This window comes from Mucilaginibacter pocheonensis (assembly GCF_031456535.1).
Lineage (GTDB): Bacteria > Bacteroidota > Bacteroidia > Sphingobacteriales > Sphingobacteriaceae > Mucilaginibacter > Mucilaginibacter pocheonensis.
In genome coordinates, this window is sequence record NZ_JAVDUU010000004.1 from 270,359 (window position 1) to 285,674 (window position 15,316).

A 15,316-nucleotide genomic window follows, 5' to 3' on the forward strand; every position below is an offset into this window, starting at 1 on the left:
TAGCTTAATAAGTTAACATCCAAATGTAAGCATCCTATTTAGACGTATGATCCCATTCGCGAAATCCTGACACTTGGTTGATGGGTTGGACGGAGGCTGTGTCTGTCAGCCTGTAGTTTATTGAACTAACGATTCATATTCCAGATATTATATTTTCAGAAAGATCTTATTTCGATATAAAAAGTATAATAAGGCCAGTTGTACAATTACAACGGATATAGCCGCCCATACCGGTTGCCAGTTTTGGGCGAGATGACTAATGATCCCTCCGAAGAAAAAATTCGCTGTATGCTGAAAATCGACCATCCCTTCAGCTGCGAGGTAGATCAGTATAGAGTTTACCCCGATAAGCATAAACGGGAAAGCCCATTTCCGGTACCCAGCAACATCTATTACCAGGTAAAATACCGAAAGGAATACCAGGCTCCACCCACCAACAAATAAAACAAAAGAGCTTGTCCATAAGCGCTTATTAATGGGGAAAGCAATATTCCACAACATCCCTAACCCGATAAGTAATATGCCTGCGGCTAATAAACAGGCGCCTTTTTTCCACATCGGCCATTTTATCGATTCAAATTTCAAAAACTGGCCCGTAAAAATCCCCAGCATAGCAGTACCAATAGCCGGTATGGTTGATAATATGCCTTCCGGGTCATGCACTTTGTCATGCAGGCGGCCGGGGAGCAGCAAACGGTCAATATATGATTCCAGACTGCCGTTCATAGTTAAAACACCCGCCCCATAACCAGGCACCGGGATCAATTCCATTGCCGCCCAATAACCCAGCAACAAAATGCCAAACCATAAAACTTGTCCACGTGTGCTAAAGTTCAAATAAATAACACCGGCAAAGAACCAGGCAAGGCCAATACGGCCCAATACACTTGCAAACCGTGTATTCTCCAACCCGTTGAACTTAAATAAGCCGTTAACAACCACTCCTAAAAAAAGCAGGATAATGGTACGCCTGATCATAGAACGATAAATTTCGCCCCTGGAGGCAGACGGTAACAGATATGGGTGAGCTACCCCATGCTTACTGGCTTTGCCACCTATAGAATAAGGCATAGAAACACCTGCAATAAACAAAAACAAGGGAAAGATCATATCATAAAATGTGATGCCGTTCCACTCCGTATGATGCAGCTGTCCCGACATCCATAGCAGGAGCGGCCAGCCGGTGGCTTTAGCCAGGGCATGCACCACCCCTTCCCCACTCATGATCCAAAACATATCAAAACCGCGAAGCGCATCTAACGATAATAACCTTGCCGGCTTTGCAACCATAGTTGCGGATTTAGCTACGGGTGTATGAATACTATTCATTTTCATTATTTAAGATCGTTCCCCATCATTGTTCTGTATTTATTATATAATTGTTGCGCAACAACTGTACTGCTGCCGGTGGGAGCAACAGGATAGGTTTTGGACGAATTAACCCATTGCCATTCCCAGTTGCTTATTGATTTGTCAAATAGTTTAAAATCCGGCTCTTTGCCTGTTTCAAGCGATCCCTTCAGTAGTTCAAAAAACTTTTGCCAGCGCACCTTATAAAAGTCATTGAGCAAACCGCTCCATTGCCTGCAGGAGTATTCATGCAGCGGACTATCGGCACCTCCCCAAAGTGTTATGAGGTTGCGGGCATTTTTTTCGTAAAGTGCCTTTTCATCGGCATTTGTACCCCAGCTGCGGGCATCGGCTATCCAGGGGCCCAGCATAAAATCTTTGCGGGTAGCCAGCAACCTATCCATATCGGTTATCAGGTTAAGGTATTCGGCAGTACACTTGTCAAAAGCCCTATCGTCTTTGTTATGATATGCTTTGATCCACTTTAGCTGGAGTGGCCTGCCATAGTTAGCCAGTACCTGCCGCGTTATATCAACCAGGTCATAATTAAACCCACTGCTCTGTTTGCAGGCTGGTATAGCGGCTATCATTTTATCCCAGGCGGGCAGCAGGTCTTTACGGTTATAGTTTAAATGAGTACGTGTCCATATAGCAGCCGAATCAAGGGTTGGCCTGCCCGTGATGATCGATTCGGCCCCATCCCGGATATCCTTGCCATTAAAAACGGTAGTCCTGAGCGTTTGCCAGGCATCCAGCGCCTCCTTACTTTTTACCCCATAACGGTTAAATATGTACGCAGGGAGCCACTGATCAAGATCAATTGGTTTGTTTTGCCAGACATTTTGTGTCATTAACTCATAAAGCACCGGGGTTTGTTCAATGGCTTCCATGGTTAGGCCAATGCCCACCATGCGCCCCGACTTTGCGTGGCCGAGCGCCTGTGCCGGTTGTGTTGCTACAGCCTCTATCCTGCCAAACAAACTATTGTTACCGCCATAGTTATGCAACATGTTCCAGATCCACGGTTTGCCGTAAAATGCCTCAGTTCGCTTCCATATGGGTTCATAGTCGGTATTGAGGTCAAGCACGATCATGTGATCATCAGGTACCGCGTTTAGTAATGCTTTGATCTGTTCGTTTTGCCAGAACTTACGGTCGCTGAAAAATAACCAGCCCTGCATTACCCAAACAGCTTTCGGATCGGCACGTTTCATACCGTCATAAACCCTCGCGCTTAGTCCTGCAAGGAATTCAGGATCGTTTGACGGGGGCTCATTCTCATTAAAGGTATCAGCAGAGTACAAATGATCAGTACCATAAACTTTGGTTTGTTCCTGTATAAACTTTTTGCCGATTTCGGCAAATAAGGGATCCTGTGAATCAAGAATATATGTATCTGCAAAGCCGTTGTTCCAGTTGGTTTGTTTGAGTTTTGCATTGGGGAAACGCGTTTTAAATGATGCCGGTACATGACCTGTAAACGCCGGAAGCACTGGTTTTATACCCAGTTCACGTTCTCTTTTCAGTATTTTAAGCTGAAGATCGCGATGACCTGTTATCCAGCTTGCTGATAGCGGTCCATCCCATTTATCAATATTCCCCATATAAAACCAGCCAAAATATGCAGGTCCGGTAAAAAAGTCCTGCATATCCCTGTCACTAAAACCCATGCTTTTATAAACCCTATCCCATACGTACTCCTGCCCGGTTATAGCCAACGGCATATTGATCCCGTGGAGGGCCATCCAGTCGATTTCTTTTTCCCATCGTTTCCAGTCCCACCAGCTCATGCTGTAGCTATAGGTGCAGTAATTGAGGTAGTACCTGTATTGATAAGGTGTAGTTTTATGAACTTTTTTGGCGGGCACAGGCAAACTTGCGGGTAAGTTCAGGTTTGTACCATTCCAGGTAACCTGACAATGTGCATATTCGGTTAAATAATAATATAATGCCGATGCTACCGCGATACCGTTATTGCCCCTCAATAGAATTTTGCCTTTAACACCTTCTACCTCAAATACATCTTTGGCTTCGCTCTGCGGGAGCGGTTGAACAACAAATTTTTGTGCATGACCGGGTATCACCCGTTTAATTAAAGCGTAAGAAGATGGTACATTCAACTGCGCCTGCGCGCGCGCCATCCCCCCACACATTCCACATAACAGTAAATAAATGAAAACTCTTGCTTTATTATTCATTCGTTTTTAATTGTTTTAACATCCCTCTGAGTTTAAAGAAGCGAAAAATAAGGCGACGGAACAAATCCGCCGCCTTTTAAATCAAACATAACAATTAATAACCAGGGTTCTGGACAAGAGCTTTGTTCAACTGCATCGCTGCTGTCGGGATCGGGAAGATGCGGTGATTCGGATTAGCATCGGTTTTAAATCCCCACGAAGTCTCATATTTCCCAAACCTGATCATATCATTCCGGTGCCATGATTCCCATGCAAATTCCCGGCAGCGTTCTGCATAAATATCTTCAAGCGTAACGGTGCTCCATGCTGCTGATGAGGTACGCTCAACACGCAGCATATTGACCAAAGCAAGCGCAGATTGGCCGAGGGTGGTTGAACCTCCTCTTAAAATCGCTTCGGCTTTCATCAGCAGGATGTCTGAATACCTGAAGATTGGTATATCATTTTTCATGTTCCTGTTCAATGATGTAGAATCGGGGTGAAACTTTATATTATGATAACCCATATTCCAACCGATCTCATCATTACCTACATCAAACGTATTTACGTCCTGCCTCAAAACAATATTAGGAGTCAGCGTAACCTGGTAGGTAATAGAACCATTAGGATTACTGCCTTTGTAGAATTGATCATAGCTTTGATTGGTAGTGGTGTAGGTTGCCGGAGTCTTACCGTCGTTTTCATACTGCGGGCCGGTCAGCCATTGCTTATTCCGGACATCATTCGGATCGTTAAAATTTGCATAATAAGACGGCAGGGTACTTATTGCACCATCAGGCGTAAAATTAACCTTGTATTTTGATACAAGACGCCTTGGCAGATCATAACGCTGATGCAGGTTCTGACTTCTGAAAGGAAGAGAGTTTGCAGCCGACGGATCAAATGGTATAGCAAAGATAAATTCGGCAGTTTGCGGTCCGTTGTCCGGATAAAACATTTTCAAGTAAGTACTTCTTGGTTCAAGGTGGAAAACACCTGAACTGATCACATTGTCGCAGGCAGCTATACAATCATCATAACGCTTGGTTCCTGTGTAATATTCGGCATTCAGATACATTTTTGCAAGCAGAGCATAAGCCATGTATTTAGTTGGCCTGCCATATGTGGTTTGGCCGATTGTACTGCTTAAAGAAGGCAATGCTGCTTTGATTTCTGTTTCGATGAAATTGAAAACTTCCTTGCGCGCCTTGTTTGGATGGGCTGAATAGTCTCCGGCTACCGTAACTATCGGCACGTTTCCGAAACTATCCATCTGGTAAAAATAAGCTAAAGCCCGAACCATTCTTAATTCTGCCAGATCCTGTTGTTTTGCCGCGCCATCGGGTTCTGCGGATTGCAGGGTTGCCAAAGCTTGGTTGGCCAGGCCAATAATTGTAGATGTCCAATACCATTCTCCAGAAACTCCGGGATGATCTTTGGTCCAGGTGTGATAATGCAGTTGCTGAAACTCCCCACCATTATACCAGTTGCCTCCATAAGCCGGGAAAATAACTTCGTCGGTACTGGCCGATTGCATAAAAAAATGCTCAACTGAGATATTGCCGCGCAATGCTACATATACCGGCCCGGCGGCTTGTGCATATTGGGCGGTATTTTGAGGAAAAACATCTGGTGTTAATTCTGTTTTGACCGGCACCGACACTTTTTGGCAGGATGCAAAACATAGCATGAGTATAATCGCATTAAAACTAATGCTTCTAAATATTTTGTTCATGATAATTTTTTTAACTGGTTAAACCTAAAAAGTCACATTAGCCCCTATCAAGATCGTCCTGGTTTTCGGGTAAAAGTTATTGTAATCTACCCCAGGCGAAATACCACCCTGATTAATTTCAGGGTCTACCCCTTTGTACTTCGTAATGATGAAAACATTATTAGCGGAAGTATAAAGTCTGAAAACCTTGATGTATTTGCTATTAAGTTTGAAATTGTAAGCCAGCGTAGCATTGTCTAAACGGATATAGCTTCCGCTCTCCACAAACCGCGATGAATACAGGTAAGCGTTATAATCCGATGCTGATTCGCCGCTCGCATCTTTCAAAATATTAGTGTACTGCGCCGTATTAGGTCTAAAAAGATCTGCACGGGTAGCATCAAATATCTTGTTGCCAAAAACGCCCCTGAAGAAAATGTTCAGGTCGAAATTTTTGTAATGAAAATCGTTTGACCAGCCCACGAGCAACTTAGGCTGGGCGTCTCCAAGATAATGGTAATCGGTACCTATAGTCGGAGCCGTGGTCAGTTTGCCATTGGCATCAAGGAACTGCGAAACGCCATTGGCATCTTTACCAGCATATTGAAGCGAAAAGAATTGCCCTAATGGCTTACCCGATTTAAGGATCTGCAAAGAATGGCTTGATTGTCCTGCACCTTCCGGGAAAGAATACAATACAGAGTCGCCGCCTGAAAATAGCGGATTAGATAAACTATTTATAACATTTTTGTTGTGTGCAAGGTTCAACGTTGTTGACCACCTGAAATTAGCAGTTTTAACCGGAGTTGTATTAATGATCAACTCAATACCTTTATTCGTCATGCTGCCACCGTTGGCAACGATGGTACCGGTTGGCACCAGGATCGGATCAACCGCATAGGAAAAGATCATACCGGTTGTTTTTTTGTTGTATACCTCAAGGGCGCCGGTCACTTTTCCTTTAAACAGTTCAAAATCAAGTCCAAGGTTGGCTGTCGAAGTCTTTTCCCACTGCAGGTTTACGTTTGCAGCCTGAGTTGGCCCCAGGGCGCCTATATAATTCCCGTTACTGTAAAAAGTACCCAAACTACCCGAAATGGCTTGCGCAGTGTAAGCGTTAAAGCCCGACGAATTACCGGTTATACCATAGCTGGCACGTAGTTTCAGATCATTTATGGTATTATTATCTTTCAGAAAACCTTCCTGACTAATCCTCCACGCAGCACCGACAGAAGGGAAATACCCCCACTGGTGATCCTTTCCAAATACCGAGCTGCCGTCTTTTCTGATAGATGCCTGCAACAGGTATTTTTCATTATAGTTGTAGTTCAATCTGGCAAAGTCTGATATCAGCCTTGTTTCCTGAAATACGCCATCTGCTCCAAAATTTACCTGGAAACCTGATACCGCATAGGGATTACTCAGTGCCAGGTTATTATAGCCAACATTATCAACAGGGAAATTGGAGGTTGTAACCTGGAAGCCATCCCCTATTGTATTATTTTGCCATGAATAACCTAATACCGCGTTAATGGAATGATTTCCTATCTTTTTGTCCCAGTTAATAAAGGTTTCTAATATCTTATTCACTGTTTGCAGGGAGCTTCTCGTAGCCTGCCCGTTTGCGCCAAAGGTTTGCTGAGTGTGATATCCTAAACCAGGTTCGGGATTGTCATACAAGCTGTTGTAATGCGAAGTAAAATATGATGTATAAAATTCGCCGTGTAAAGTAGTTGTATTTAAATAAGATAAATTTAGATTATAAGTTAACCCAAAAGGAAGTTTTAGTTGTGTGTTAAAACCGGCTACCAGGTTATTGTATTTTGTATCACTCACGCTGTTGTTCAACATGGCAACAGGGTTATAGTAGTTTTGCGTTGTTGGATTTTCAAAATAACTTCCATCCGCATTCTTAACTGGGGATACCGGCAGGAAAAGTGCAGATTGCAAAAGGATCACGTTTCGGTATGGAACATCCTGTGCATTGCTATTGGAATTGGTTACCGATAAACTGAATTTCAATTTGTCGTCAAACGCGCTTTGTGTCAATGCTAAGCGACCGATAACACGTTCCAGACCTGTATTTGCGATGATACCTTCTTTTTTTACATAGTTAACGCTGGCATAATAACTGCTATGGTCTGTTCCGCCGCTAAAAGAAAGGTTATGATTATGGGACACCGCAGTGGTCCGTTCAATTGCTTTTTGCCAGTCGGTATTTGCACCTTTATCATCGGCAGATGAAAGCGCCTGATTATTTGTTTTAAGGAAACTCCTCAACGTTGTAGCATCCATCATGTCAAGCTGATTGGCTACCTTTTCGGTCCCCACGTAGCCATTATATGCTATAGAAAGCTGCCCTTTTTTACCTTTTTTTGTGGTGACCATGATCACACCGTTAGCTGCCCTGTTTCCATAAATGGCAGTGGCCGCCGCATCCTTTAATACATCGATCGTTGCGATATCATCAGGAGCTATAGTTGCGATGTCAACACCCGGAACGCCATCTACCACATAAAAAGGTCCTTGCGAACTATTAATCGTAGATGCACCACGCAGCACTACCGCTGCCGGTTTGTTTGGATCGCCGCTCGCCGTAATGTTTAAACCGGGAACCTTACCCTGAAGCAACTGACCAACGTCTGTAATGGCACCTTTATTCAGGTCTTTATTATTCACCGTAGAAACAGCACTGCTCAACGTTGCCCTGGTTGCACTGCCATAACCGATCACCACAACCTCGTTCAAGCCTTTAGCTGATTCAATAAGAGTGACATTCAATGATGTCTGATCTTCCACAATTATTTCTTTGGTTTCGAATCCCAGGAAACGAAACTGCAAAATATCACCCTTATTGGCGTTAATGGTGTAAGAACCGTCGGCAACAGTAGATACCGCTTGCGGGCTCCCTTTGATTTGAACAGTTACACCTGGAATCGGGGTTCCCTTACTATCCGTCACCTTCCCGATTATCTTTTTGGGTGTAACAGACATCACTTCCTCTTTGTCCTGCGTTTTTTGAGCTACACGTTCTTTAATGATAATCGTATTGTCATCAAGTTCGTAGGTCAGAGACTGGTTTTTAAATATCTCATTGAGCACCTGGCTAAGTTCCGTATTCACTACATTAATGTTTACTGGCTTTGCCCTTCGTATTACCGCATTATTGAATATGAAGAGGTAGCCGGTTTGTTTATGGAGCTCCTTTAAAACGGATTTTAACTCGCTGTTTTCCTTGGTAATGCTTACTTTTTGGGCAAGGGTTCGGGCGCTTAGCTGCATTGCCAGCAGAAAGATTAATAAGCCCGTGATTTTCATGGTTCTTAATACCAGTTTTAAATAATTGCCGCTTTGTTCGTAATTACATTCTCCGCGCCGAACCGGCACAGGGATTTTAGAATGCAAGAGTAGTTTCATACATTTGAATGTTTGGGTTAAGTTTAAATCAGAGTCGAATTTGAAATTTGGGTTAATCCAGGCATATAGCCTTTCCGGCCGGAATCCGGGAGGGCTTTTTTTTTGAATAACCGCTAAAGTGGTTCAGTTTTTATTTTTCCATACTTTCGGATTAAGTAAATATTCGGTTAATTGTTATTTTTTTCAACGATAACTTTGTTATCAATAATCGTAAATTTTATACCGCCGGTAGCTTCAAGTTTTTTTAATACCCTCGACAGTGTAATATCCCTTTTAATCAGCCCGGTAAAATTCAAAGAGGGTTTAGCTCCGCTATAGACCACATCAATGTTATACCACCTCGATAATTCCAGCATAACCTGGTCAAGTTCAGTATTATCAAAAAGAAACAAACCATTTTTCCATGCCATAATATCATCAGTATCAACCACATTGACATTAAACTTTTTCGCGCCGACGTTATAAACAGCCTGTTGCCCCGGCAACAGTAATTGCTTTTTGTTACCAGTAGAGATTTTAACAGAGCCCTCTAAAAGCGTAGTTTTATAGAGCTGATTATGATAAGCGCGGATATTGAAATGCGTTCCGAGCACTTCCACTTTCTGATCCCCGAAAGTTACGATGAAGGGCATCTTCTTGTTTTTAGCCACCTCAAAATAAACTTCGCCGGTTATGGTAACCTTTCTATTGCCTCCGGTAAAGGCCGTTGGGTAGGAAATGGAGGATTCTGTGTTAAGCATGGCAACCGTTCCGTCCGGCAATTGTAACCTGTATAGCCCACCCTTCGGTGTTGACATGGTATTTATCAGCGGTGCGCCACTGGAAGAAGCATCTGGTACATAAGCCAGGCTTCCGTTGGCAAGCTTTACTACCGCCGTACTGCCCTGCTGAACCAACTTACCATTTCGGACACCATTAAGCTGTATCTTTTCACCATTCGATAGGGTAAGTACTGCCTTATTACCACCTGGCTGCACGTCATGACGCACCTTGTTTGTAGCAAGGTTTTCATTAACGTTTACAGACCTATATAGATATATACCAATTGACAGCGCTAAAATCAATACCGCGGCTGCGGCAAATCTCAGCCAGTTAAGCGATTTTCTTACAGGAACAACGGTAGTGTCCCAATGCTCTGGAGAATACTCTTCCAAAGCAGCTTTCAACATTTTTTCACGGGCACCTGCCGGGAAAGGGTCATCTTCAAGATGGCGGGAGTTGTACATCTCTTCCATCATACTATGAACCATCACTTCCGATTCGGGCCGGTTAATAAGCCGCATCAACTCATCGCGCTCTTCTGGCGTTTCAGTTTTATCAAAGTACCGGCGGAACAAATAGCGGAATCTTTCAGACATTTTTCTTCACTCTCTTACCACTAAAGAGTCAAAAAAAATCAAAAAGGGGTAGTCCGTATTAAAAAAAAATTATTTATTTAAAAAAATGAAGGCAGGTTTTGAAAAAGAAGAAAAAAAGAAGATTATTATTCGCAATAATGTTGTTTTTTATGAATTTATTAGCCGAAACAATGTGCTTTTTTACCGTTTCTGGCGAGATGCAAAGCATATTTGCAATTTCAGCATATTTTAAATGCTCTATCCGGCTCAACTCATAGACCTTTCGTTGCTGCGCGGGTAGTTTTTCAATTAGTCTATCTATCATCGAACAAAAATCGTCTTCCGGGGTGATATCACCCGGCAGATAAAACTCTTGCTGATATTGCTTTTCCCATTCCTGCTGTCTGATGTGGCTACTTGCTTTCTCTTTTAAAAATCTGTAAGTGCGATTACGGGTTATAACAAAAAGGTAATTAGTAAAACTGCTGACCTCCGGAAGATCCTGCCGCCTCGACCAGATTTTAACAAAAACATCCTGCACAATTTCTTCTGCAGTCTCAACAGATTCTGTAAGCCGGTAAACATATTGACCAAGATGTTTGTAATAGGAATCGAAAAGGTAAGCAAACGCCCGCACATCTCCAGAAGCTACTTTGTTCAGGATTTCATTTTCATTATAAAGGGGGCGAATTGACAATGTGAAACTTAATTAATTTTAAAATTAATTAAAATTAATCACACCATTAAATTTATAAAAAAACAATTCCGCAAAATACATTATTCCGGACTTTTCCAGTGATAAACCCTTCGCCTCATACTGAACCTTTCGAACAAATTTAATCCCGCAACTAATTCCATTTTACAATTTTCATGATACACGTTATATGATCTATTGGCATCATCAGTCTCCATTTTAAAAGTTTATGGAATCAGTAAGTAGTAATGATGGTTTGATTGCTGCCGTTGATCACTTTGATGCTCCAATGAGCATTGTCGGATTTGCCAATATCCATCAGAACGGCATCCTGGTAACTTTTTCCACTATATTCGAATTGAACCTTAGCAGGACCATAACTGTTGCCTGCACCATCTTTAGAATCGTAATCGATACTGCTGTGGGCGGAGGTCACGCATCCGGAACCGGAACAGGCGCTCCGGACATTGCTGTAGTCAAAAAAACGTACCGTACCGTTCAAACGCATGCCATTCGATTCGTAATCTTTGAAGATAATCGTCACGTCGATCGTGGAAGTATTCGTGCTGGAGAAGGATGACGATGCGTGGGTAGTGGAGTAACTGCCGGTAACAGTGGCCGTCCCGGAGTTGCCGTTCAGTACGGTGTTGGTATATGTTTGGGTAGTTTTGGACAATGCCGGTCTCAGGGAAACTGTCCATAAACTGTTCATTTTTGAAAAGAGGGCTTTCGCACCCGCTTCATCTGTAATAGCGGCTTGGCCGCCATTCGTTCCGTTACTATCTTTTTTACAGGCGCCCAGCAGGCACACGGCAGCCAGGGCGATGATGTACAGTCTTTTTTTCATGTTGTGATTATTTTTGGTGAACGAAAACACAAAATTATCGGCTGTTAATTCATTGACCAATAGAACAAAAGTTACATTTTGTGTAAATTAGGCCATGCCTTTCAGAAAAACATGTTGGTTGCTTCTCCTCTTTCTGCTGCTTGTATCGGCAATGGCTGAGGCACAAATGGAGGTGGGCCTTAACAAGGACAGCCTTAAGCATATTTTAAGCAAGATGACCGATGATACGCTAAAGGTAAAAACGCTGATTACCCTTGGTCAGCAGTATGAAAGCAACAAGCCAGATTCGGCCGTCTTTTATTACAAACTTTCAGGTCAGCTTAGCCAGCGATTACATTATCCTGCAGGAATTGTGCGCTATATCAATAACTACACAGCGGTCTTAAACGTACAGGGGAAATTTGACGAGTCTTTAAAACTGAATCTCGAAGCAATCGATATAAGCAAAAAAAGCGGTTTGAAACAATATCTGGTCAAATCACTGATGAATACCGGGGCCGTTTACCAGTACAAAGGAAATTACACCAGGGCCGCTAATTATTATTTGCAAGCCTTACCACTACTTGAAGTGGCGGGCAGCGCGCAAAATCTATCGTTGGCTTACGGTAATCTTTGCGTTCTGTACCGTAACCTCCAGCAGCCGGAAAAAGCTTTGTATTATGCCCGTCTGGCGTTGACATATGCCGAAAAAGGCAACGATCTTTATGCCACTGCTGCTGCCTGTATCAATATCGGTAACGCTCTGAAGGACGCAAATAAAATTGCAGAGGCCATCCGGTATCTTGAGCGGGCACATCACATCGGATTGCAAATCAACGATGAGAATTATCAGGAAACGGCACTGATCGACATCGCTGACGCTTACCTGCAGTTGAAGCAACCTCAACGTTACATCCCTTTTTTTCGAAAAGCTTTACCGTTATCAGAAGCCATCGGAGATGTGTCTGGTAAGGCTTATGCCCTTTATGGCATAGGCCTGGGCATGTTTTGGCAAAGAGATTATCAGGAGGCGGAAAAGCAGCTCCTGAACGGTATCCGCTTTACAACGTTGCATGACCAGAAAGAGGTATTGGGTAAGATGCTGCTACTCATGTCTGATGTGCAGATAGCCATGGGTAAACCGGAGAACTCAACAATCTACCGAAGCCGGTATGATTCAGTTAGCAATATTCTATTAAATGCGCCTTTATTGAAAAATATTCAGGAACTGGAAACTAAATATGGCCTGGAAAAGAAACAAAGAGAGTTACTGGCAAAAGACCTGTTATTAACACAAAAGGATCGCGAAGCCCAGCGTCAGCGTAGCTGGCTTATGGCAGCGGCAGGAGGTATTGTAATTTTGGCGCTGTTTGTTGTATTCGGCTATCGTTATTATCGTCAAAAGCAACTTCTGGATCGCAAAGCATTACAGGTGCTGAAAGCTGAGCAGGAAAGTGGTCGTCTGAAAGCTATTTTGGAAGGCGAACAGAAGGAACGCCACAGAATAAGCCAGGAAATGCATGATGATATGGGCGCCGGCCTTACCCGCCTCCTTTACCTGAGCCGGGCGATGCCTGATCAAAATGAAACGGCCGGAAAGATAGGCGCGGCAGCCGAAGACCTGATAAAAAAAATGAATGAGGTCATCTGGACTATGAACGATGAAGAAGACACGCTCGACAGCCTGATTGCATATATAAGGTCAAGCGTTGCCGAGATGCTGGAGAATGCAGGGTTAAACTATACCTTCGAGATCAATGAATCCATCGCCAGTATTCCCCTGGACAGAGAATTTCGCCGTAATATTTACCTGGCTGTAAAGGAAGCGGTGCATAATGTGATCAAACATGCGGCGGCTTCAAGCCTCCAGCTATTAGTTATTTATAATGGCAAACTTGAGATAATAGTTCAGGATGACGGCAAGGGCATTGGGAATGAAGCAAAACCCCGCGCAGGGAACGGATTGAAAAATATGCACTCACGAATAAAGCAATTAGGTGGCGAAATGGAAGTTTCGAACGAACAGGGTACACGCGTTCGTTTTGTGGCCCCCCTACCCATATAACTTTTGTTATACAGCAAGTTTGCGCAAAACTTTTGAACTTTACATATGGAAAAAATTCTGGTGAGTATAGTGGAGGATATACCCGAGATCCGCGAGGGGCTCCGGTTTATGATCAACCAAACTCGCGACTTTAGCTGCCGGGATATTTATGATAATGCAGGAGATGCCTATAAGGGTTTACTTAATAACCCACCGCAACTGGCTATTATGGATATCTCTCTGCCGGATGGCACCGGCCTGGACTGTATCCGTAAACTGAGAGCCGCAGGCAGCGCCATACTTTTTATGGTGTTTACCATTTATGAGGATAGCGATCAGGTTTTTGAGGCACTGGCAGCTGGAGCAAACGGTTATTTGCTAAAGAACGCTACCCCTGAGAAAATAACTGAGGCGCTGAAAGATCTGTATGACGGCGGCTCGCCCATGAGCGCATCCATTGCCCGCAAAGTAGTCAATTCTTTCCGGGCGTCTGATGAACAAAACAAACTTTCGGCACGTGAAGCAGAAGTATTAAACTTACTGGCAAAAGGATTTTTGTATAAAGAAATAGCGGCGCAGTTGTTTGTAAGCACGGGCACTATCAGGCAGCATATTCATCACATTTATGAAAAACTGCATGTACAGAACCGCACGGAAGCCATCAACAGAGTTTTTGGCAAGCGTGGTTAAGCTGACGAATGTAACTTTTGTTCTATTGAGCAGCCAGTAGTAGCAAGCTAACTTTGAGATATCATTCATCAAAATTAGCTGCATATGAAACATCTCAAATTTTTTCTGTTATTAACCGCCTTGCCCCTATCAGTCCTGGCTCAAACCCACGAACAAGCCCTGCAAAGCATTAAAGACCGCAAAGGCTGGTACGGAGGAATTGGCGTTTACTATGCCGATCAAAAAACTTACTGGCAATACAACCAAACCCCTCCTGCCGTCGGTGTCCCTTTCTTTGATGCATCGCAGGGGTTTGGCCATGATGTCAGCCGAACCTTGCTGGCGATCGGCATCGAAAGAAAATCCATATTCGGAACACCCGGCCTCCGTGATGGTATATTTGTAAGCCATTATGATTATCATGGCAACTATACCGGCAGCGAATTCACTCCCGCGTACAATTTTGTAGATTTTGACTTTGGCGCCGATGTAATGGTCAGTCCCTCCGGGAAGACTTATGCGGAATGGCTGGACGACGGTAACAATGAGATTTCTTCAGGCGGGATTTCTGCTGGTGCATCCGCTTATATCAGAATGAACTGGGTGTTTATCCTTTCATCCAAACTACGCCTCACCGTGTTTTCAACGGCAATTGGTGCACAATGGATGCATATCCATAATAATGGCAACGGTTCTGAACCCAGTCCCTTACTCAATGATTTCAATTACAAAGGCGGCTGGAATGAAAATATCAATACGCTCTATCTGTCAGTAGGCACTTTAGGTATTGAAACCGGCAAGCTAAGCATCGTACCCGAGGTCAGGGTATTATCACTCAACTCCGCATCAACGACCCTGAAACCGGAGCGACTAACCGGTGAGGTGAAGACCGGGGATAAACCTTCTGTGCTTTCGTTTGGTGTCAAGATCCTGAAAAATTTCTGATGGTTTATTTTTACGTACAGCCGTTGGATTGACGAATCTCTCATGGACGAACGCATTGATCGCCGCAAAAAAGATCAACAATACCATGCGTGTTTTTTCCATCGTTTTATTATTTGTTTTTTGATTTAGACGATCAGATCTTT

General features: G+C 43.5%; 10 protein-coding genes. 3 read left to right on the plus strand and 7 right to left on the minus strand.

What is annotated here, in order from left to right:
- Positions 1–147 precede the first annotated feature (147 nt).
- The 7 genes from J2W55_RS19445 to J2W55_RS19475 form a co-directional block, all read right to left on the minus strand.
- Positions 148–1,329 carry an acyltransferase family protein gene (locus J2W55_RS19445; protein ID WP_310099627.1) on the minus strand — a complete coding sequence of 394 codons (1,182 nt, stop codon included), beginning with the start codon at positions 1,327–1,329 and terminating at the stop codon, positions 148–150.
- A 5-nt stretch (positions 1,330–1,334) separates the two neighbouring features.
- Complete coding sequence (locus J2W55_RS19450; RefSeq protein WP_310099629.1) at positions 1,335–3,548, minus strand: alpha-N-acetylglucosaminidase; 2,214 nt, start codon at positions 3,546–3,548, stop codon at positions 1,335–1,337.
- A gap of 94 nt (positions 3,549–3,642) precedes the next feature.
- Complete coding sequence (locus tag J2W55_RS19455) at positions 3,643–5,262, minus strand: RagB/SusD family nutrient uptake outer membrane protein (protein WP_310099631.1); 1,620 nt, start codon at positions 5,260–5,262, stop codon at positions 3,643–3,645.
- A 24-nt stretch (positions 5,263–5,286) separates the two neighbouring features.
- Positions 5,287–8,658: a TonB-dependent receptor gene (locus J2W55_RS19460; RefSeq protein WP_310099634.1), complete on the minus strand. Its 3,372-nt coding sequence runs from the start codon at positions 8,656–8,658 to the stop codon at positions 5,287–5,289.
- Positions 8,659–8,825: 167 nt separating this feature from the next.
- On the minus strand, positions 8,826–10,016 hold the full coding sequence (locus J2W55_RS19465; RefSeq protein ID WP_310099637.1) for a FecR family protein: 1,191 nt from the start codon (positions 10,014–10,016) through the stop codon (positions 8,826–8,828).
- Between the two features lie 73 nt (positions 10,017–10,089).
- Positions 10,090–10,692 (minus strand): RNA polymerase sigma factor, encoded by a 603-nt coding sequence (locus J2W55_RS19470; protein ID WP_310099640.1) that lies wholly within the window; start codon positions 10,690–10,692, stop codon positions 10,090–10,092.
- Positions 10,693–10,924: 232 nt separating this feature from the next.
- Entirely contained in the window at positions 10,925–11,536 is a 612-nt protein-coding gene (locus J2W55_RS19475; RefSeq protein WP_310099642.1) for a hypothetical protein, read from the minus strand.
- A gap of 118 nt (positions 11,537–11,654) precedes the next feature.
- Between J2W55_RS19475 and J2W55_RS19480 the strand changes: the two genes are divergently transcribed.
- The 3 genes from J2W55_RS19480 to J2W55_RS19490 all read left to right on the plus strand — a co-directional run bounded on the left by J2W55_RS19480 (position 11,655) and on the right by J2W55_RS19490 (position 15,173).
- On the plus strand, positions 11,655–13,580 hold the full coding sequence (locus tag J2W55_RS19480) for a tetratricopeptide repeat-containing sensor histidine kinase (RefSeq protein ID WP_310099645.1): 1,926 nt from the start codon (positions 11,655–11,657) through the stop codon (positions 13,578–13,580).
- A 45-nt stretch (positions 13,581–13,625) separates the two neighbouring features.
- Positions 13,626–14,249, plus strand: a complete 624-nt coding sequence (locus tag J2W55_RS19485) for a response regulator (RefSeq protein WP_310099648.1) — start codon at positions 13,626–13,628, stop codon at positions 14,247–14,249.
- Between the two features lie 84 nt (positions 14,250–14,333).
- On the plus strand, positions 14,334–15,173 hold the full coding sequence (locus J2W55_RS19490; RefSeq protein WP_310099653.1) for a hypothetical protein: 840 nt from the start codon (positions 14,334–14,336) through the stop codon (positions 15,171–15,173).
- Positions 15,174–15,316 lie beyond the last annotated feature (143 nt).

Excerpts from the sequence above, each read along its gene's own strand:
- J2W55_RS19450 (WP_310099629.1), bottom strand. The coding sequence starts at position 3,548 with ATGAATAATAAAGCAAGAGTTTTCATTTATTTACTGTTATGTGGAATG.
- J2W55_RS19445 (WP_310099627.1), bottom strand. The coding sequence starts at position 1,329 with ATGAATAGTATTCATACACCCGTAGCTAAATCCGCAACTATGGTTGCA.
- J2W55_RS19460 (WP_310099634.1), bottom strand. The coding sequence starts at position 8,658 with ATGAAACTACTCTTGCATTCTAAAATCCCTGTGCCGGTTCGGCGCGGA.
- J2W55_RS19455 (WP_310099631.1), bottom strand. The coding sequence starts at position 5,262 with ATGAACAAAATATTTAGAAGCATTAGTTTTAATGCGATTATACTCATG.
- J2W55_RS19490 (WP_310099653.1), top strand. The coding sequence starts at position 14,334 with ATGAAACATCTCAAATTTTTTCTGTTATTAACCGCCTTGCCCCTATCA.
- J2W55_RS19485 (WP_310099648.1), top strand. The coding sequence starts at position 13,626 with ATGGAAAAAATTCTGGTGAGTATAGTGGAGGATATACCCGAGATCCGC.
- J2W55_RS19465 (WP_310099637.1), bottom strand. The coding sequence starts at position 10,016 with ATGTCTGAAAGATTCCGCTATTTGTTCCGCCGGTACTTTGATAAAACT.
- J2W55_RS19475 (WP_310099642.1), bottom strand. The coding sequence starts at position 11,536 with ATGAAAAAAAGACTGTACATCATCGCCCTGGCTGCCGTGTGCCTGCTG.